Genomic DNA, 19166 nt, shown 5'->3' with positions numbered 1-19166 from the left:
GAATATAGGTGCAGCCGGCGGAGCGATTGGCATAGCGCCAGCCGTGATACTGGCATTTGAGCTCGCCGCCCTCGTTGATGCCGATGGAAAGGCGCACGCCGCGATGCAGGCACCGGTTCTCCCAGACATTCACATTGCCATCGTCGGCCCGCCACACGGCGAGTTCGCGGCCCAGCAACTGGCCCTGATAAACGTGGCGGAACGGCAAATCTTCGCTCGAGGCGATGGGGTACCAGGTGGGGTCGGACAGGGAGAGCGTCATGGCGTCATCCGAAGAGAATTTTGGATCGCGCCACGATCGGATGAGGTCGATGTCGGCGGGCCTTGGCGTACGAGGTCCGCTCCATGCCGTCAGCTCGCGGCGGGGATCACGCCGTAGGTGATGCCCTTCTGGCTGAGCCAGCGGCGGTAGGCGATGGCGGATTTGTCGGCGCGGATCGGGGTTTCCGAGCGCGGATCGAGCGGTAGCCGCTTGGGGAACTGGTTTTCGAGGATGGGCTTGTCCTGGCCGAAAATGGTCTGCTGGAAGCGCCTGAGATCGGTAATGGTCGAGGTGGAATCGATCATCGATTGCAGCAGGTGCGCGCGGCAGCGCTCTTCGGTCATGGGTTGGAGAAATATCGCGATGACGTCGCGGCGGCTCTCATCCTCGGGGCAGGATTTGTAGAGCACCGAGCAGAAGGGATGGGGCACGCGATAGACATATTCGACTTCCTGGCCTTCGGTCGCCGAGAGGGCCGCGCGGGGCTGGAAGAAGCGGCAACGCGTGGCCAGCACCTCGTCGCGTTCCTCGGAAACTTCGACGTCGTATTCCTTGACCTCGGTATGCGGCTCGGCGCCCAGAATGTCGGTATGGACATAGGGGAAGTGGCCCATGTCGAGGAAGTTTTCGACGGCGCGCGGGGCCGAGACGTGAATGCCGATGGAGCCGCAGCTCATATTGACGCGGTCGGGCTCGGCATATTCGGGGATGGGAAACAGCTCGGCCGGCGGATTGCCGAAACTGGTCCAGATATAGCCATAGCCGGTGATGACGGGCAGGCGCTCGGTAACGGTCGCGGGGTCGATCTCGTCGCCCTGTTCCTCATCACTGCGCCGCCAGACGATTGGGGCGCCGTCGCGGTCGCGGGTGATGGCGATACGGGTATCGAGCAGCAGCGTGGTTTCGACCAGGCCGGGGGTGATCTCGTTGGTCGCGGCCACGACCTGCCAGAGGTCGCGGGTCAGGGAGTCGATATTGGGCATGAGGCATCCGTGGCTTGCTGAAAGCAGCATAGGGCGGCGGGGGCTTGTCGGGCAAGGGGTGACCGCCGCCCCAAGGGGGATCCGCTACCCCCGATAAATATCAAAATTCCCAAACGCCTGCGTCGTCGCCATAACCTGTAGCCGATTGACGTTGACATGGTGCGGCAGCAGCGTCGACCAGACGATGGTTTCGGCAATGTCCTCGGCATTCATGGCCTTGGTGTTTTCGTAGGGCTTGCTCGCCTTGCCTTCGTCGCCCTTGAAGCGGACGAGGGAGAATTCGGTTTCGGTCAGGCCCGGCTCGATATTGGTGACGCGGATATTCTTGCCCTGCACATCCGAGCGGATATTGAGGGCGAATTGCTTCACGAAGGCCTTGGTGGCGCCATAGACCGAACCGCCCGGATAGGGGTAATCGCCGGCGACTGATCCGAGCGTGACCACATGGCCGCCGCCGCGCGCGATCATGCCGGGCAGCAACGCGCGCACGGTATAGACCAGCCCCGTGATATTGGTCGCGATCATGGTTTCCCAATCGCCGACATCGGCTTCGGCGGCGGGTTGCAGGCCCAGCGCCAGCCCCGCATTGGCGAGCACGATATTGATCTTGTCGAAGGGCGCGGGCAGGGCCGCAATCGCGGCGTCGATGGCTTTGCGATCCTGCACATCGAGTTCGATGATGTGGCAGTTTTCGGCGCCCAGCTCGGCCTGCAATTCCCTGAGGCGGTCGCCGCGGCGGCCGGTCGCAATCACCTTGCCGCCGGCCTCGACATAGCGGCGCGCGGCTGCGGCGCCAAAGCCGGAGGTGGCGCCGGTGATGAAGACGACGAAGCTCTTGGGGTCAAGCAGCTGATACATGGCGATGTCCTGAAGATTAGTCGGGGAGGTCGGGTCAGGGTGGACCGGGGAGGGGCCGGGCGTCAACCGGGCCACCTTTCCAAATCTTAACCCGGCTTACCGAGAGCTAACGTGATGGGCGGGACGAGCCGAGCTATGGTTGTCGATACAATCTGGAGATGCATGGGTTTGAAGACCGTCACGAAAATAGTTCTGGCTCTGGTGGTGATAGCGGGCGCAGGCGCCGCCGGTTGGTGGTTCTTTGCTGCACCAAAGGCCGCGACTGTGCCCAATACGGTAACGGTGGGTCGCGCCGATATCGAGCAGACCGTGCTGGCATCGGGCGTGTTGCAGGCCAATTCGCTGGTCAGCGTGGGCGCCGAGGTTTCGGGGCGGATCGATGCGGTCAATGTGAAGCTGGGGCAGGACGTCAAGAAGGGCGATGTGATCGCCGAGATCGACTCGCTCAATCAGGAAAATGCGGTCAAGGCAGCGCAGGCGGCGCTGACGGCCATCGAAGCGCAGAAACGGGCGCAGGAGGCGACGCTGGTGCAGGCCAAGGCCGCGCTGGCGCGCAATACTTCGCTGAGCGCTGGCAATCTGGTGTCCAAGACCGATCTCGATAGCGCGCAGGCGGCGGTGGATTCGTCCCTGGCGCAGATCGATCAGCTCGATGCGCAGATCGCCCAGGCGCAATTGAGCGTGGAATCGGCGCAGCTCAATCTGTCACGCACCAAGATCGTAGCACCCAATGACGGCACGGTGGTCGCGGTGCTGGTCGAGGCCGGGCAGACCGTCAACGCCAACCAGACGACGCCCACCATCGTCAAGATTGCCGATCTCGACACCATGGTCATCAAGGCCGAGATTTCGGAGGCCGATGTGGTGCGCGTGGCCGCCGGGCAGCGGGTCTATTTCACCATTCTGGGCGAGCCCGACAAGCAGATCGACGCCACCCTGCGCGAGATCGAGCCGGCGCCGACCTCGATCAGTTCGGATAGCACTTCGACCGATACGGCCATCTATTACAACGGCCTATTCGACGTGCCCAATCCCGATCACAAGCTGCGCATTTCGATGACCGCGCAGGTAACCATCGTGCTCGACGAGGTGGAAAATGCCCTGGTGCTGTCCTCGGGCCTCGTGACCCGGCGCGGACCGGATGGCAATGCCATGGTGCTTGTCTATGACCCCGACACCGAGCAGACCGAGCCGCGGCGGGTCGAAGTGGGCCTCAACAACAATGTCATGGCCGAAATCAAGAGCGGGCTGAACGAAGGCGACGAAGTGGTGGCCTCAGGCGCCAGCGGCGTGCGGGTGCCGACGGGCAATAATGCCGGGCGCGGCCCCGGAGCGGGCGGGTTGATCGGCTTTGGTGGCGGACCACGGTCATGACGGACAGCAAAGCGCCGATCATCTCGTTGCGCGGGCTCAACCGGGTCTTCGCGACCGGGGGCGAGGCCGTGACCGTGCTGCGGAATATCGATCTCGATATCCACCAGGGCGAACTGGTGGCCATCATCGGTCAGTCCGGCTCGGGTAAATCGACGCTGATGAATATTCTGGGGTGCCTCGATAAGGCGACCACGGGCAAATACACCTTTGGCGGCAAGGATGTCGGCCGGCTGGGACCAGACGCGCTGGCCGAGCTGCGGCGCGAGCATTTCGGCTTTATCTTCCAGCGCTATCAATTGCTGCCCGATCTCGATGCCGTGGAAAATGTTGAAATTCCCGCCATCTATGCCGGGGTGGATGCAACAGCGCGGCGGCAGCGAGCGATTGATCTGCTGACCCGGCTGGGGCTGGGCGAGCGGCTGAGCCATCGGCCCAATGCATTATCGGGCGGCCAACAGCAGCGCGTCAGCGTGGCGCGGGCGCTGATGAATGGCGGCGAGGTAATCCTGGCCGACGAACCCACAGGAGCGCTGGACAGCCATAGCGGCAAGGAATTGCTGGCCTTGCTGCACGAGCTGCATGGCGAGGGCCACACCATCATCATCGTCACCCATGATGCCTCTATCGCCGCGCAGGCCGAGCGGGTGATCGAGATTTCCGATGGCGTGATCATCGCCGACCGCCGCAATGGCGAAGAGACCCGCAATGACCGCACCAAGCAAACCATCCGCCGCATTGCGCGCTGGCGTGAGGGGCTGGACCGCGCCGGCGAGGCATTCCGCATGGCGCTGCGGGCCATGGTGGCGCATAAGCTGCGCACGTTCCTCACCATGCTGGGCATTATCATCGGTATTGCGTCGGTGGTGAGCGTGGTGGCCCTGGGACAGGGCAGCCAGCAGACCGTGCTCAACAATATCGCCTCGATCGGCACCAATACGATCAATATCTATCCCGGCAGCGGCTTTGGCGACCGGCGCTCGGCGCGCATCCAAACCCTGGTGCCCTCCGACGCGGCGGCTATCGGCGAGCAGCCCTTTGCCGATAGCGTCTCCCCGCAGGTCAGCTCCAACGCCACGGTGCTGTTCCGCGCCACCTCGTCCAATGCGACGGTGACCGGCGTCGGCGCGGGCTATTTCCAGGTCAATGGGCGCACCTTCACCGATGGGGTGGGCTTCAATGAAACCAGCGTCAGCCAGATGACGCAGGAAGCCGTCATCGACAAAAATGCGAGCGACGCTTTCTTCGTCAATGGCGAGGAACCGGTGGGGCAGGTGATCATGCTCGACAATGTGCCGGTGCGGGTCATCGGGGTGGTGGCCAATGTCACCGGCTTCGGCCCGGGCGGCAATTCAGCCAATGTCTATGTGCCCTATACCACCGCGATGCGCCGCATCCTGGGGCAGAGCTACCTCAGCTCGGTCGCGGTGCGCGTCGCCGACAGCTACGACATGAGCCAGGCCGAGGCCGATATCACCGAGCTGCTGACGCGGCTGCATGGCGGCAAGACCGATTTTTTCCTGCAGAACACGGCGACCATTCGCGAAACCATTGAGTCCACCTCGCAAACCCTGACCCTGTTGATCTCCACCATTGCAGTGATTTCGCTCGTGGTGGGCGGCATCGGGGTGATGAACATCATGCTGGTCAGCGTCTCCGAGCGGACCAAGGAGATCGGCATTCGCATGGCCGTGGGGGCGCGGCGCGGCGATATCCTGCGCCAATTCCTGATCGAGGCGGTGCTGGTCTGCTTCGTCGGCGGCGCCGCCGGGGTGGCGCTGAGCTTCGGGCTGGGCAGTGCGCTCACCGCGCTCGTGCAGGGCGCGACGGTGCGTTACTCCGCCGAGTCGATCGTCTTGGCGATCCTGTCGTCGAGCCTGATCGGGGTGGTGTTCGGCTTCATGCCGGCACGCTCGGCGGCACGGCTGGACCCGGTGGAGGCTTTGGCGCGGGAGTAGAAGGGGTATCCCCCTCAATAGTCCTTCTCGTAAAACACGCCCATGCTGGTATTGCCATCCTGCCCGGCAGCGCCGGTGACCTTGAGGTCATTGGTGACATCGAGATTAATCGTCACCTTGCTCTGCCCATTCGCCCCGGCCTGCACGCCCAGATAGACATTGTCCTGGATATAGGTGCCGGCCTGCACCGCCACATTGCCCGCGTCATCAGTGACGATATCGAGATCGTCCAGCCCGGCCGCACTGCGCAGGCTATCGACCAGACCATTGCCGCCACCGCCCATCAGCGAGGCAGCAGCACCGGCGAGCTTTGCCAGCTGCAGCGGCGACAGCTCGCTCATGGAGCGCTTGAAGATCAATTGGCTCAGCACTTCATCCTGCGGCAGCATGGGGGTCGAGGTGAAGCTGACCGCGATGTCGGAGGCGCGACCAGACACGGTGACATAGACGGTAATGCCCTCGCCCTCGGTTTCGGCGACGAAATTGAGGAAGGGGTCGAGATCGCCCACCAGGGTCACTTCCCCGCTCTGGAAGGTGACGCGCTGGCCGAGAATAGCAAGGCGCCCGCGATTGAGCGAGAAGGCCCCCACGGGTTGGATATCGGTCAGCGGGCCGGTGAGACGGACCGAGCCACCCACTTCGGCATCAAGCCCGCGGCCGCGGATGAAGATCTGGTTGGGCGCGTTGACATTGACATCGAGCACCACGCCGCTGGGACGGGTCTGGGGAATGGGCGCGCCGCGCTCGTCCACCTTGGCGCGGGCCAGGGTCTGTTCCACTGCCGGCGGGGTGCGTACATGCTGCACATCGATCAGTTCGGCGCCGCCGCCAAAGCTGTCGGGCACGGTGATATTGGCTTCCTCGACCAGCACATCGCCCGATAGCAGCGGGGAGCCGGTGAGATTGCCGGTCAGCGCGAGCTGGCCCGAAGCGGTGGCGACGAACAGATTGCCATCGGCATAGCGGGCAGAATTGAGCGCAATGCGCAGATCGGCCGGGAAATTCGCGCTGAGGCCAACCGAGCCTGAAGCCGAGACGGAGCCGCCGGTCGACAGATTGGCCGAGAAATTATTGATGACGGCCCGTTCGCCCGACAGCGTTGCCGAGCCGGTAATGCCTTCGAGCCGGGCATTGAGTTCGGGATCGACATAGCCGCCATTGCTGATTGTGGCGGTGCCGCCGAACTGGGGCGCCGAAATGGACCCGCTGACCCGGGCGTCGAGATTGGCCGTGCCGCTGAGCTGGCCGCCCCGGTCGGCCACGAACTGGTTGGCAAGTGCCAGCGGCGCGGAGCCATTGATGGTGAGGTTGAGCCCGTTGCCGGCCAGCGGAACAGTGCCCGAACCGGTCAGCGTCAGCCCGCCCGAGCCATTGGCGCTGAGCGCCGCCAGGGTGACGGTGTTATTGGCAAAGCTGCCATTGGTGGTGAGGCTGAGCGGGGCAATGCCGAATTCGCTGATGGCAGCGGCATTGATGCCCTGGCCCTGCGCCTGGAAAGTGACGCGCGGCGCGCTGCCGGTGCCGCCAATATTGGCGCGGCCATTAAGCGTGCCGGCCAGGCCCAGCTCGGGCATGATGGCATTGGCGATCGAGAGCGGCAGCGCGTTGATATCAACGACGAGGTCGAGCACTTCGCCCGCCGTACCATTGGCGGTGATGCTGCCCGAGCCGACATTGAAGCGCACCGCATTGAGCGCGACATTGGAGCCGGATACGGAAAGAATTGTGGGCTGCGCCAGCGCCGCGGCGAGCTGGCCCTGCCGAAGTTGCGCGCGGTCCAGCGCCAGCCGGTAACCCTGATCGAGGGGGGTGAGCGAACCCGACACATCCACATTGGTGCCGGCGGCAAGCGCCGCCTGGGCGTCGAATGCCGTGGTATCGCCGGTCTGGTTGGCCGTGGCGGTCAGCGTATTGATGGTCACCCCCGCCGCGGCGACATTGCTGGCATTGGCCGCGCCATCGATCACCGGAACGCCGAACAGATCGGCGATGGTCGCATTGATATCGGCAGCGCCGACCCGGATGTCGTTGACCGCCAGATCGCGCACGTCGCCACGAATGGTGGCGCCTTGCTTGCCATCGGTGGGGGTGAGCCGGATATCCGCATTCACCGCGCCCTTGGCCTCGAGCAAAGCCAGGGCGGCGGCCACCGACACATCGGGCGCGACAACGCTCAGCCCGCCATCCAGCAAGCTGGTTTCGGCATTGCGGGTGACCCCACCAGTGATGCGCGTGCCCGCGGCCTGGAAATCGAGATTGGCGAGGGATTGTTCCGTTGCGGTGACTGCGACGTCACCGGCAAGGCTGGTGCGGAAGCCGTCCAGCTCGGCCGCGCCGCTCAACTGACCATCGAGCCGATCGACATTGTAGCGGCCGGCAAAGCCGATTTTCGCATCGCGCAGATTGCGATCGACCAGGCTGCCGCTGGCGACAGTGGCATCGAGATTGAGATCGATGACGTTGTCCTGCCCCTTGGCGGTTCCCACCACCTTGAGCGGGCCGCTGGCGGCGTCCGACAGCAGAACCAGATCGCTCAGGTCGAGATTGAAGGTGAAATCGGCCAGCGCATTGGAATAGGTGCCATCGGCCAGCATCTGCACCTGATTGTTGGCGACGCGGAAATTCTCGGCAACCAGGCCCGCCTCAGTGCGCGCGACACGGCCGGACAGTGCCACCGTGCCAGCCAGCAGACGGTCCGCCGTTTCGTCGTCGATGGCCAGATTGGTGCCCGAACCATCCAGTGTCAGATCGAACCCACCGGTCAGCGGCGTCAGCGAGCCGGTCGCTTTCAAGTCCAGCGCGCCGTCGAGTTCGCGCCCGGCGAGGCCCGAAAAGGGCGAGATGCTGGACGTCTGCAGACCAATATCGCCATTGAATGCGAGGCCATCGAGCTGGCCCTGCAGCGCCGCCGTCAGCGCCTTGCCGACGACGCGGAACTGGGCCAGTTGCACGGGCTGGCCGGCATTCCATAGGCCGGCAATGCCCAAGCCAATGCTCTCGCCCAGAGCCGCCTCGATTTCGTCGCTGGCGGCGATGCCAGACAGGGTGCCATCACCATTGAAGGTGAGGCGCCGCGTGGCGGGATCGGACAGGTTGGCCGCGACACCGCCCAGCGTGAGCGCGAGCGTGTCTGCGGCAAAGCCGGGGCTCTGGAAGCCGCTGATGGAGAGATTGGAGCTCCAGTCTTCCGAATTGCCGGCGCCGAAATCAATGTTGAACTGGGCCGATTGCACATGGGTGGCGCTGCCGGGAACGGGCAGGGTCACCGCCCCGCCAGCGGGATCGGCGACTGTGGCGCTGAGCACGAGCTGGCGCAGGAAATTGTCCGGCGTGGTTTCGGCCGAGGCTTCGAGCGCCAATTGGCCGCCCGTGAGCTTGAGGCCAGAAATCGAGAGCCCGCCCGCCGAGCGCACCAGCGCATTGGCGGTCAGCGCGGTTTCGGCCCCGAAGAAGGGCCGGTAAGGCTCGGCCATCAGTGTTGACAGCGGGCCGCGCAAATCGGCCGCAATGGCAAAGCCCTCGGGCTGCTGGGTGACCGTCGCGACACCCGACAGTGCGGTTTGCTGATTGGCCTCCAGCACCAGTTCGGTGCGCAAATCGGCCACCGGGCCGGCGCCCTTGAGCGACAGGTTCATCGCCGGGCGGTTTTCGATATTGAGCAGGTTGGCGATCACGCCATCGGCGGGCTCGACCAATGCCAGGCCCAGATCGACGGAATTGTCGGCCTTCTTATAATCGACATCGAGATCGAGCGTGCCGCCGGGGCCGTCGAGGCGCACAATATCGAGATTGGTGGTGAGATTGCCGCCCTCCAGCGTAAAGGCGCCATTGAGCGAGATTTCCGAACCGAGGCCAAACACGCCCTCGCTAAAGGTAACCTTGGGAATGGAGAGCTCCTGCAGCACCACCGCGACGGGAAATTCGGGGATTTGCAGCGAACCGGCCTCGGCCGGGGGCAGGTCGGCGCCTTCGGTGGGCACGGCATTGCGCAGATATTCGATGGAATCGGCCTTGAGCGACTGCACATCGAGCTTGCCCAGGAACAGGGCCGCCTGGTTCCAGGTCAGTGTGGCATTGTTGACGCGCAGCCACACGCCCTCTGCGTCCGAAATGGTGATTTCGCGCACCGAGACATTGGAGCCCAGCACGCCATCGATATTGGACAGGCTGATCTGCCGCTCGGGCGTCGAGAGGCGGTCCTGCACGAAGCTGGTGAGCCAATCCTTCTGCTGCTCATTGCTCATCGTCAGCACATCCTGCGCGACGATGACGGCGGGTACGCCCAGCCCGCACAGCACGAGACCCGTGGCCAAGAGGCGCCGGTGATGCATGGTGAGCCGGGCCATCAGAACGACTGCCCTATGCCGACATAGATGGCGTAATCGGGATCGCCCGAGCGCTTGTTGAGCGGCACGGCGACGTCGAGCCGCAGGGGCCCCAGGCCCGTGTAATAGCGCACCCCGACGCCGGCGCCCAGGCGCAGATCATCGAGCTCGGGGAAGGTATCGGCCGCGACATAGCCGCCATCGAGGAACCCGACTACGCCGATGTCGCTCGTGACCTTGGCGCGGGCTTCGAGCGAGCCTTCGAGCAGATAGCGCCCGCCCGTGACATTGCCCAGCCCGTCATCGACGCCGATGGATTTGAAGGCATAGCCGCGCACCGAGCCGCCGCCACCGGCAAAGAACAACTTGTCGGGCGGGATTTCGCTCAGGTCCGGCCCGACCAGCGCCCCGGCCTTGAAGCGGCCGGCCAGCACGAAGGGGTCTTCCTCGCCAAAGCCGAAATAGGTGCGGCCTTCCACGGTGATCTGCGCGGCGGGATTTTCGTAGTTGAATTCGTAGAAGGGCTCGAGATTGGCCTTGAGATACCAGCCGCTGGTAGGATCGACCTTGTCGTCGCGGAAATCCAGCGTCGCGCCGGCATAGATGCCCGCCGTGGTGAAATCGCGGGTGCCGAACACGTCGTCTTCAAACTGGCTGCGCTCCAGCGTGGCGCCGCCTTCGAAGGTGATCTGGTCGGAGAAGAAATGGGTCAGCCCCAGCCGGCCATTGGCCGAGGTTTCCATATAGGTGGGATAGATGGTGCGTTCGGCTGAAATGGCGGCGACGAGATCCGTATCGGGCGTCAGGAAGCCCGGCTTGGTGAAGGTGCCGCCAAACATATAGTCGAATTCTTCGGTATCGAGCGGCCAGGCAATGCTGGCGACGCGCGCATCGAGCCGCAGCCGCTCGGCCTGGCCGAACAGATTGCGCCACAGATGGAAACCTTCCACGCCCAGCCCGTCAATGGTGGAATAAGTGGCGCCGACACCAAAGCGGCGCCCAGCCGATTCCTGCATGAACAGGTTATAGGGCAATAGACCATCGGCGCCGATGGATTGCGCCGCTTCCAGCCGCGCCGCCTGGAACACTTCGAGCCGGTCAAGGCGCTTTTGCGCCAGCGCCAGCTCGTCGGGATCATATTCCTCGCCGACCGTCAGCCCGGTCTGGCGCCGGACGAATTCGGGGTCCATCCGTTCGGTACCCGACACGGTGACCTCGCCAAAGGCGGCTTTCATGCCCGGATTGACCGTAATGGTGACGTCCACACTGCTGCTGGCGTGATCGGCCACCACATCGCGGGTGACCACGGCGGCCTTGGCATAGCCCTGCTGCCGCCAGGCTTCGAGCGCCAGCTGTTCGGCCTTGAGGACCACGCTGGATTTGGCGATCTCGCCGCTGCCGAAACCGCGTGAGGACGGCATGTCGACATGGTCGAACGGGTCGGTGGTGGGCGGGGCCTGATTGACGATATTGACGCTGTTGAAGCGGAACAGCGGGCCGGGCGTCACCAGAATGGCGACATCGACCGGCTTGGGTAATTTGGTATCCGGCGCCAGGTTAGCGGCTTCCGCCCCGCCGACCCGGATACTGACGGTGCCGCCATAATAGCCCTCGTTGTAGAGGGCGGCGATGATGCGCTTGTAATCGCCGCGCGCCTTGGCGAGAAGCCCCGCCGCGCCCGAAGCCGGCTCGTTCTGGTCGGCGACGAGTGCCGAAGCGTTGCGCACGGCATTTTCCGGCACGCCGGTTTCCGTAACGGAAAGATTGACCTTATAGGGCTGCGGGTCGGCGATCACCGCGTCGGCGTCGCTCTGGTTCTCGAACAGCTTGATCCCGAAAATCTCGAATGCAGCAGCCGGCGCCACCGCAAGGCCCAGGCCGGTCGCAGCAAGCAAGATGGCGCTAAAACTCGTTACCAAACGCGCGATATGCAGTGGACCAATTCCCGTCCGTTACGCTTCTACCAAGAAGGACAGAAGCCGATATTGCCCTCAGGGACCAAAAGATTCGGTTAAACCCGATCCCGGCCCCACCCTCCGACGCTGCAGGCGGTCATTTCGTGGCCAGTTTAGGGCGCCATGAAGGCATAGGGCAAGGTTTAGGGAAAATTGTTCTCAATTCCGTGAACAAGCGTGGCCGATGGGCAACGGGTGAGGGACACGGCCGAGCGGTTCGATAATCTCACCATGAGGTCACTGCGATCGTGTTCCCCCACGGTGTCATTCCCGCGAAAGCGGGAACCTCTGTTTTTCTTCCTGCATCGTCAACGGAGGTTCCCGCTTTCGCGGGAATGACACGGTAGAGGGTGGGACCATCGCGGTCACCAAACGCCAAGAACTACTGCCCCACCTTCGCCGCCTTGGCTTCGTCATACCACCAGATCGAAGGAAACCCCGACGAAAATTCCGGCAGGTTTTCGGGGCGGCCGAAGCGATCCCAGCGGGCTGAGCGGGTGTTGCGCAGGCCATAGCTGGGAACGATATTGTGCTGCGCCAGCAGCACCCGGTCGAGCGCCTTGGTCGCGGCTTCGAGCGTTTCCCGATCATCGGCATAGATGATCTTGTCGATCAGCGCGTCGACACCCGGATCGGCAATGCCGGCATAATTCTGCGAACCCGGTTCGTCCTTGCTGGTCGAGCCGAAAAAGAAGCGCTGCTCATTGCCGGGGGAGAAGGTTTGGCCCCACCCAGAATAGATCACGTCGTAATCGAAGCTGCGCAGGCGATTGATATATTGTGGGCTATCGACGGTGCGCAGGGTAGCGGTGATGCCGATCTGGCTGAGATTGGTGACGAGGTTGGTGGCGACCGGCTCGTTGGTCGGGCCGTTGAGCAGGATTTCGAAGCTGAGCTGAGTGCCGTTGGCATCGACCAGGCGATTGCCCTCCAGCGTATAGCCGGCCTGCTGCAGCAAGCCCAATGCGGTACGCAGATTGGCGCGCAGCTTGCTCGCGTCGCCGCTGACCGGGTTGGTATAGGGCTCGGTGAAAACGCGCTGCGGAATCTTGTCGCCCAGCGATTGCAGGATTTCCAGCTCCTCGCCTTCCGGCAGGCCCGACGAGGCGAAAGGCAGGCCGTAGAAGTAACTGTTGAGGCGCTGGTATTGCCCGTAGAACAGCGTCTTGCTCAGTTCCTCGAAGTCGAAGGCATAATTGAGCGCTTCACGCACCCGTTCATCCTGGAAGATGGCGCGGCGCTGGTTGGGGACATAGCCGACGATATAGCCGTTGCTATTGTAGTCCTGCGGGAACAATTCCTGCACGATGCGGCCGTCCTTGACGGCAGGGAAGTCATAGGCGGTGGCCCAGCGGCGTGCCGTGTTTTCCATCCACCAATCGAACTGATCGCCCTTGAAAGCCTCGAAAGCTACATTGAGATCGAGGAAATATTCGACGCGGTACTCGTCGAAATTATTGGTGCCGACCTGGGTCGGATGCTCCTTGCCCCAATAGTTTTCGACCCGCTTATAAGTGACGGTGCGGCCGGCGTCGAAACTGGCCAGTTCATAGGGCCCCGAACCCAGCGGCGGCTCCAGCGTCGAAGCGCCGATGTCGCGTTTCTTGCCCCTGGCGTCGGTGCCCTCCCACCAATGCTGGGGCAGCACCATGAGCTGGCCCAAAATCTTGGGCAGTTCCCGATTGCCCGGCTGGTCGAAGGTGAAAGTGACTTCCCCGGGCGCGGTTTCGGCAACGCCGGTGACATTGTGATAATATTGGGCGCGGTCGGGATTGAGTTCCACCAGCTTGTTGAACGACCAGATGACGTCGCTGACCTTGACCGGTTCGCCATCATGCCATTTCGCATCGGGATTCATGCGGAAGGTGACCGAGGAATAGTCGGCGGGAAATTTCATCGCCTCGGCCAAAAGGCCATAGTCGGTCAACACCTCATCCAGGGATGGGGTCATCAGCGTTTCGTAGAGCAGGCCGACGCCACCCGCGACCTCGCCCTTGGGCAGGATGGGGTTGAACGTATCAAAGCTGCCCATCGCGCTCATCCGCACCGTGCCACCCTTGGGGGCATCGACATTGACATAGTCGAAATGGGTGAAGCCCTCGGGATATTTCGGGGTGCCGATGGCCGAGCTGGCGTGGAGCCAGGTGTCGGGTTTGTCCTCTTGGGCGAAGGCCGACAGGGTGGAGACCAAGACGAGGCCGGCGGCAAGGATTGAGGTGAGCTTCATCGGGCGGCTCCAGGCTATTTTGCAGATTTGCGACAAGACTAGGCGGATTGGGGCGGAGGCGACAGGGGGCGCTGCATCAAGATTTTGCGGGTGCGGAAGCCGGCACGGCCCGCTCGAACGCGGCAGCCAGCAGGGCCTTGGTATAGCCGTCTTGCGGATTGGCAAAGATTTCGGCCGCCGGACCCTGTTCGACCACGCGGCCATTGCGCAGCACGATGATGGTATTGGCGAGCGCGCGGACCACTTTGAGGTCGTGGCTGATGAACAGATAAGTCAGCCCGTGCCGTGTCTGCAGATCGCGCAGCAGATCGACCACCTGGGCCTGGATCGAAACATCAAGGGCGGAGGTGGGCTCGTCCAGCACGACGAATTTGGGATTGAGCACCATGGCGCGGGCAATGGCGATGCGCTGGCGCTGCCCGCCGGAAAATTCGTGCGGATAGCGTAGACCCGCTTCGCTGGGCAGGCCCACCTCGTCCAGCGCTTTGGCCACGCGGGCGTCGCGCTCGGCGGCGGAAAGGCGCGGCGCATGCACCTTGAGGCCTTCCCCGATGATATCAGCGACCGACATGCGCGGGCTGAGCGAGCCGAAGGGGTCCTGAAAGACGATCTGCATATCGGCGCGCAGCGGCCGCATGGCCTTCCACGAGCGCGACGAGACCTCATTGCCGAGCACGACAATGCGCCCCTCCGAGGAGACGAGCCGTAGGATGGCATTGCCCAGCGTCGATTTGCCCGAGCCGCTTTCCCCCACAATGCCCAGCGTTTCGCCTTGGCGGATGGCCAGATCGACGCCGTCCACGGCTTTGACATGCCCCACTGTGCGGCGCAGCAGGCCGCGCTTGATCGGGAACCAGACCTTCAGGTCGTGGGCTTCCACAATATTGGGGGCATTCGCATCGGTCAGCGGCGGCGTGCCACGCGGCTGGGCGGCGAGCAGGTGCTTGGTATAGGCGTGCTGCGGATTGTCGAAGACGCTGGCGACGGGGCCGGTTTCGACGATCTCGCCCTTGGTCATGACGCAGACACGATCGGCAATGCGGCGGACAATGCCCAGATCGTGGGTGATGAACAGCATGGCCATGCCCAGCCGCTGTTGCAACTCCTTGAGCAAAGTAAGAATCTGCGCCTGCACGGTCACGTCCAGCGCGGTAGTGGGCTCGTCCGCCACCAGCAGGTCCGGCTCATTGGCCAGCGCCATGGCGATCATCACCCGCTGCCGCTGCCCGCCCGAAAGCTGGTGCGGGAAAGCCGCAAGCCGGCTTTTCGGATCGGGAATGCCCACGGCATCAAGCAATTCCAGCGTACGGGCGCGCGCAGCATTGGCGCGCAGCCCCTGATGGATGGCGAGGACCTCCCCAATCTGGCGCTCGATATTGTGCACGGGATTGAGGCTCGTCATCGGCTCCTGAAAGATCATCGAAATGTCATTGCCGCGCACGGCCCGCAGCTCATTCGGCTTGGCGGTGACCAGGTTCTGGCCCTTGAAGAGGATCTCGCCGGTGAGGGTCGCACTGGGCGGCAGGAGTTTGAGGACCGAAAGGGCGGTGACCGACTTGCCGGAGCCGCTTTCGCCCACCAGCGCCACGGTCTCGCCCGGCGCGATATCAAGGCTGACATTGCGTGCGGCCGCATTGGCGCCGAAGGCCACGCTGAGATTGCGGATAGAGAGGAGCGGGGCGGTCATGCCAGCGTCTTCCGCGGATCGAAGGCGTCGCGCACGGCTTCGCCGATGAAGACCAGCAGCGTCATCATGATGGCGATGGTGAAAAAGCCGGTGAGGCCGAGCCAGGGGGCCTGCAAATTATCCTTGCCCTGGGCCAGCAGTTCGCCCAGCGAGGGAGAGCCGGGGGGCAGGCCGAAGCCGAGGAAATCGAGCGAGGTGAGGGTGGCGACCGAGCCGGACAGGATGAAGGGCATGAAGGTCAGCGTGGCCACCATGGCGTTGGGCAGCAGGTGCCGCCAGATGATGGTGAGGTTGGACACGCCCAGCGCCCGGGCGGCGGCGATATATTCGAAATTGCGGGCGCGCAGGAATTCGGCGCGGACAATGCCGACCAAAGCGACCCAGGAAAACAGCAGCAATATGCCCAGCAACACCCAGAAGCTGGGCGTGATGACGCTGGAAATGATCAGCAATAGGTAGAGGGCGGGGATAGCCGTCCAGATTTCGATGAAGCGCTGGAACAACAAATCGGTCCAGCCGCCGAAATAGCCCTGCACCGCGCCGGCCGCGACGCCGATGACCGACGAAGCGATGGTCAGCGCCAGGCCGAACAGGATTGAGATGCGGAAACCATAGATGAGCCGCGCCAGCACGTCGCGGCCGCGATCGTCGGTGCCTAACCAATGCAGGTTGCCCCAGTGGCAATTGGGATCGGCCGCCTGGGCGGGATAGCCGGCGCAGTTTTCCGCCTGGCTCATGGTCCAGGCCGGGGCGACGGCGCCCGAATGGGGCAGGAAGCCATCGACGGTCTGGTAATTGAAGCGGATGGGCGGCCAGATGGCCCAGCCGTTGGCGGCGATTTCCTCGGCGATGAAATCGTCGCGATAGTTGGTGATGGCGAGGAAGCCGCCGAATTTGGACTCGGGATAATCGACCAGCGCCGGCACCAGCAATTCACCCTTGTAGGAGACCAGAATCGGCCGGTCATTGGCGATGAATTCGGCGCCCAGCGTGACGATGAACAGCACGAGGAAAATCCACAGCGACCAGAAGCCCCGGCGATTGGCGCGGAAATTGGCCAGCCGCCGGCGATTGATCGACGAGAGCCGTGTGCGCACGGGAAGAGCCGCGATCTCGCTCATAGCTCGCGGCTTTCGAAATCGATGCGCGGATCGACCCACATATAGGCGAGGTCCGAAATCAGCGCGATGACGAGGCCCAGCAGGGAGAAGATGTAGAGCGTGGCAAAGACCACCGGATAGTCGCGATTGGCCACCGAGGTGAAGCCGAGCAGACCCAGCCCATCGAGCGAGAAAATGGTTTCGATCAGCAGCGAGCCGCCAAAGAAGGCCCCGACAAAGGCGCCGGGAAAGCTGGCAATAATCAGCATCATGGCGTTGCGGAAAACGTGCCGATAGAGCACCTGGCCTTCGGTGAGGCCCTTGGCGCGGGCGGTGGTGACATATTGCTTGCCGATCTCGTCGAGGAACGAGTTCTTGGTGAGCAGGGTCGTGGTGGCGAAGGCGCCGAGCGCCATGGCGATGATGGGCAGCACCAGATGCCAGAGATAATCCAGCACCTGCCGCCACAGCGGAAAGCTGTCAAAGCCGGGCGAGGTAAGTCCCCGCAGCGGGAATAATGACCAGAAGCTCCCCCCAGCAAACAGCACGACCAGCGCGATAGCGACGAGAAAACCGGGCACCGCATAGCCCACGATGATCACCGTGGAGGTCCACACATCAAAGCGCGAGCCATCGGAGACGGCTTTGCGGATGCCCAGCGGAATGGAGATGCCGTAGGAAATCAGCGTCATCCAGAGGCCGAGCGAGATGGAAACCGGCATCTTTTCCTTGATCAGGTCGATGACCGAGATATCGCGGTAATAGCTCTCGCCGAAATCGAAGCGGAGATAATTCCACAGCATCATGCCGAAGCGCTCGAGCGGGGGCTTATCGAAGCCGAACTGCTTTTCGATGCGCTCGACCAGCTCCGGCGAGAGGCCGCGTGAACCGCGATAGGCCGTTCCCTGGCCCTGCTGGGGCGGCGCGGCCATGTCGCCACCGCCGCCGGTGACGCGTTCGGTGAGCGAGGCGTTCTGCCCCGATATATTGGCCAGCGCCTGTTCGACCGGGCCGCCGGGGGCGAACTGGGTGATGAGAAAGGAAACCGCCATGATGCCGAACACGGTCGGGATCATCAGCAACAGGCGGCGGAGTATATAGGCGCCCATTCGGTCTCCGGGATATCCGGGCAGGTCTGCCCGGAGCCTTGCTCATGCAAAAACTAGATGCTGGTTGGGCCCCTTCGGGCAAATCACCAAGCGGTGAAGCGGCTTGGCGGCTAATGCAACATTTTGGCGACGGCTTGGCAAGCGCGCCCGGGCTTGCCAACGCATGGCTTTGCCCGTCAGGATCAGCGCCAACCAGATCGGGGGCCTCATGGCGTTTCAGACTATCGTTGAGATCGAAGATCCCTCGCAGGCGCGGGTGCTGGTGGTGGCGCTCAAGGCGCATGGCTTTCATCCGCTCGAAGGCGGGGAGGGCGGATTGCCGGGCGTACGTGGGCTGTTCGGCCCCAAGGGCGTGCCGGTGCAGGTACCCGATGAAGAGGCCGAGGATGCAACTGTTTTGGCGCTCGATCTGTTGAAGCAAATGCAATCGGATGCGGGCTAAAGCCAAGTCCTTGCGAGGACGGTGGATTTGTCGGAAAACAGGTGGCGCGTTTTATCGCGGCGCTCTAAATCGGCCACATTGATGCGGACTGGTCCGAATGCGGGCGGGCTGTTGAACACAATTGCCGGGTTGGTTATAAGCCAGCCAAGCTGTTAACCTTTATTAAGCCCTTGGGCAGGAGCGAACCTATGATGGTTTGGAAGCGTGGATCGTTCACCGCCGCTGGAGTTGCGGCAATGGCGCTGCTAGTCGCCGGCTGCACGACAAGTGGCTCCAACACAGCCAATCTCAATACGATCGGCGCGCCCCAGCAATTGCAGCCGGTGCAGAATTCGACGGTGTCCCAGGGCACGCTGCCGGCGATCGGCGCGACCGGGACCCCGGCGCCGGGCCTCTCCGGCCAGCCCGTGCTGGGCGGCGTTCCCGCCCAGACCGCTGCGGTAAACCCCGGCATGATCAATCCCAGCTATGGCACCGCGCCAAGCACGCTGAACCCGTCGGCCAATCCGGGCGGTTCGATCGTTTCGCTCGATCCGCTGGCCCAGCCCGGCGCCAGCGGCATGAGCGCCGGCCCTGAAGGCGCCTGGACCGTGGTGGCCGGCTCGACCCAGTGCCAGCTCAACCTGCCGCTCACCACCAAGACCGGCACCAATTATTACCGCGCCTCCGCGCCTGGTTGCAGCCTGCCCGCCCTGGCTTCGGTCGGCGGCTGGCAGCAGGTGGGCAGCCAGCTTCAGCTCTATGATGAGAATGGCAATATCACCGCCTTCCTCGCCCCCAATGGCGGCCGCTATATCGGGACCATGGGCGGCGGTCAGCCCATCGCCCTCCAGCGCTAGTTCTTTGGGTGAGGCTGGCCTGCAAGCTGCATGCCGCTGCGCTTCCGGTG

At 63.4% G+C, this 19166-nt stretch carries 13 protein-coding genes; 4 read left to right on the top strand and 9 right to left on the bottom strand.

Annotated features, from left to right (window positions below; translation table 11 throughout):
* The 3 genes from ACI3KW_RS10130 to ACI3KW_RS10120 all read right to left on the bottom strand — a co-directional run.
* Positions 1-262 (bottom strand): Rieske 2Fe-2S domain-containing protein (locus tag ACI3KW_RS10130; RefSeq protein ID WP_404847961.1); only part of this gene is annotated, 262 nt, incomplete at its 3' end.
* An 89-nt stretch (positions 263-351) separates the two neighbouring features.
* The gene (locus ACI3KW_RS10125) at positions 352-1245 is read right to left on the bottom strand and encodes an aromatic ring-hydroxylating dioxygenase subunit alpha (RefSeq protein WP_404847960.1); all 894 of its coding nucleotides are present in this window, start codon (positions 1243-1245) and stop codon (positions 352-354) included.
* Positions 1246-1329: 84 nt separating this feature from the next.
* The gene (locus ACI3KW_RS10120) at positions 1330-2103 is read right to left on the bottom strand and encodes an SDR family NAD(P)-dependent oxidoreductase (protein ID WP_404847959.1); all 774 of its coding nucleotides are present in this window, start codon (positions 2101-2103) and stop codon (positions 1330-1332) included.
* Between the two features lie 162 nt (positions 2104-2265).
* On the opposite strand from ACI3KW_RS10120, the gene ACI3KW_RS10115 reads away from it, so the two are divergent.
* Positions 2266-3477 (top strand): efflux RND transporter periplasmic adaptor subunit, encoded by a 1212-nt coding sequence (locus ACI3KW_RS10115; RefSeq protein ID WP_404847958.1) that lies wholly within the window; start codon positions 2266-2268, stop codon positions 3475-3477.
* Complete coding sequence (locus tag ACI3KW_RS10110) at positions 3474-5432, top strand: MacB family efflux pump subunit (protein ID WP_404847957.1); 1959 nt, start codon at positions 3474-3476, stop codon at positions 5430-5432. The genes ACI3KW_RS10115 and ACI3KW_RS10110 overlap by 4 nt, the downstream gene beginning before the upstream one ends.
* A gap of 14 nt (positions 5433-5446) precedes the next feature.
* Here ACI3KW_RS10110 and ACI3KW_RS10105 read toward each other — a convergent pair whose 3' ends face one another.
* The 6 genes from ACI3KW_RS10105 to ACI3KW_RS10080 all read right to left on the bottom strand — a co-directional run bounded on the left by ACI3KW_RS10105 (position 5447) and on the right by ACI3KW_RS10080 (position 17835).
* Positions 5447-9778, bottom strand: coding sequence for a translocation/assembly module TamB domain-containing protein (locus ACI3KW_RS10105; RefSeq protein WP_404847956.1), 4332 nt, complete (start codon positions 9776-9778; stop codon positions 5447-5449).
* A complete protein-coding gene (locus ACI3KW_RS10100) occupies positions 9778-11655 on the bottom strand; it encodes an autotransporter assembly complex family protein (protein ID WP_404847968.1) in 1878 nt (625 codons plus the stop codon). Before ACI3KW_RS10100 ends, ACI3KW_RS10105 begins: the two co-directional genes overlap by 1 nt.
* Before the next feature lie 439 nt (positions 11656-12094).
* On the bottom strand, positions 12095-13939 hold the full coding sequence (locus tag ACI3KW_RS10095; RefSeq protein ID WP_404847955.1) for an extracellular solute-binding protein: 1845 nt from the start codon (positions 13937-13939) through the stop codon (positions 12095-12097).
* Positions 13940-14015: 76 nt separating this feature from the next.
* On the bottom strand, positions 14016-15626 hold the full coding sequence (locus ACI3KW_RS10090) for an ABC transporter ATP-binding protein (protein ID WP_404847954.1): 1611 nt from the start codon (positions 15624-15626) through the stop codon (positions 14016-14018).
* Complete coding sequence (locus ACI3KW_RS10085) at positions 15623-16747, bottom strand: ABC transporter permease (RefSeq protein ID WP_404847953.1); 1125 nt, start codon at positions 16745-16747, stop codon at positions 15623-15625. The genes ACI3KW_RS10090 and ACI3KW_RS10085 overlap by 4 nt, the downstream gene beginning before the upstream one ends.
* A complete protein-coding gene (locus ACI3KW_RS10080) occupies positions 16744-17835 on the bottom strand; it encodes a microcin C ABC transporter permease YejB (protein ID WP_262166108.1) in 1092 nt (363 codons plus the stop codon). The genes ACI3KW_RS10085 and ACI3KW_RS10080 overlap by 4 nt, the downstream gene beginning before the upstream one ends.
* Before the next feature lie 163 nt (positions 17836-17998).
* On the opposite strand from ACI3KW_RS10080, the gene ACI3KW_RS10075 reads away from it, so the two are divergent.
* Both ACI3KW_RS10075 and ACI3KW_RS10070 read left to right on the top strand, forming a co-directional pair.
* Positions 17999-18277, top strand: coding sequence for a hypothetical protein (locus ACI3KW_RS10075; protein WP_404847952.1), 279 nt, complete (start codon positions 17999-18001; stop codon positions 18275-18277).
* A gap of 236 nt (positions 18278-18513) precedes the next feature.
* Complete coding sequence (locus ACI3KW_RS10070; RefSeq protein ID WP_404847951.1) at positions 18514-19116, top strand: AprI/Inh family metalloprotease inhibitor; 603 nt, start codon at positions 18514-18516, stop codon at positions 19114-19116.
* Positions 19117-19166: the final 50 nt, after the last annotated feature.

Source organism: Devosia sp. ZW T5_3, assembly GCF_044987315.1.
GTDB lineage: Bacteria > Pseudomonadota > Alphaproteobacteria > Rhizobiales > Devosiaceae > Devosia.
The sequence above is the reverse complement of the archived record's forward strand: the minus strand, read 5'-3'. Positions and strand labels throughout refer to the sequence as shown.

What these genes read in the sequence shown, in the direction of transcription:
- ACI3KW_RS10095 (WP_404847955.1), bottom strand. Translation starts at nt 13,939, where the DNA reads ATGAAGCTCACCTCAATCCTTGCCGCCGGCCTCGTCTTGGTCTCCACC.
- ACI3KW_RS10070 (WP_404847951.1), top strand. Translation starts at nt 18,514, where the DNA reads ATGGCGCTGCTAGTCGCCGGCTGCACGACAAGTGGCTCCAACACAGCC.
- ACI3KW_RS10105 (WP_404847956.1), bottom strand. Translation starts at nt 9,778, where the DNA reads ATGGCCCGGCTCACCATGCATCACCGGCGCCTCTTGGCCACGGGTCTC.
- ACI3KW_RS10085 (WP_404847953.1), bottom strand. Translation starts at nt 16,747, where the DNA reads ATGAGCGAGATCGCGGCTCTTCCCGTGCGCACACGGCTCTCGTCGATC.
- ACI3KW_RS10075 (WP_404847952.1), top strand. Translation starts at nt 17,999, where the DNA reads ATGGCTTTGCCCGTCAGGATCAGCGCCAACCAGATCGGGGGCCTCATG.
- ACI3KW_RS10125 (WP_404847960.1), bottom strand. Translation starts at nt 1,245, where the DNA reads ATGCCCAATATCGACTCCCTGACCCGCGACCTCTGGCAGGTCGTGGCC.
- ACI3KW_RS10110 (WP_404847957.1), top strand. Translation starts at nt 3,474, where the DNA reads ATGACGGACAGCAAAGCGCCGATCATCTCGTTGCGCGGGCTCAACCGG.
- ACI3KW_RS10120 (WP_404847959.1), bottom strand. Translation starts at nt 2,103, where the DNA reads ATGTATCAGCTGCTTGACCCCAAGAGCTTCGTCGTCTTCATCACCGGC.
- ACI3KW_RS10090 (WP_404847954.1), bottom strand. Translation starts at nt 15,626, where the DNA reads ATGACCGCCCCGCTCCTCTCTATCCGCAATCTCAGCGTGGCCTTCGGC.
- ACI3KW_RS10115 (WP_404847958.1), top strand. Translation starts at nt 2,266, where the DNA reads ATGGGTTTGAAGACCGTCACGAAAATAGTTCTGGCTCTGGTGGTGATA.
- ACI3KW_RS10080 (WP_262166108.1), bottom strand. Translation starts at nt 17,835, where the DNA reads ATGGGCGCCTATATACTCCGCCGCCTGTTGCTGATGATCCCGACCGTG.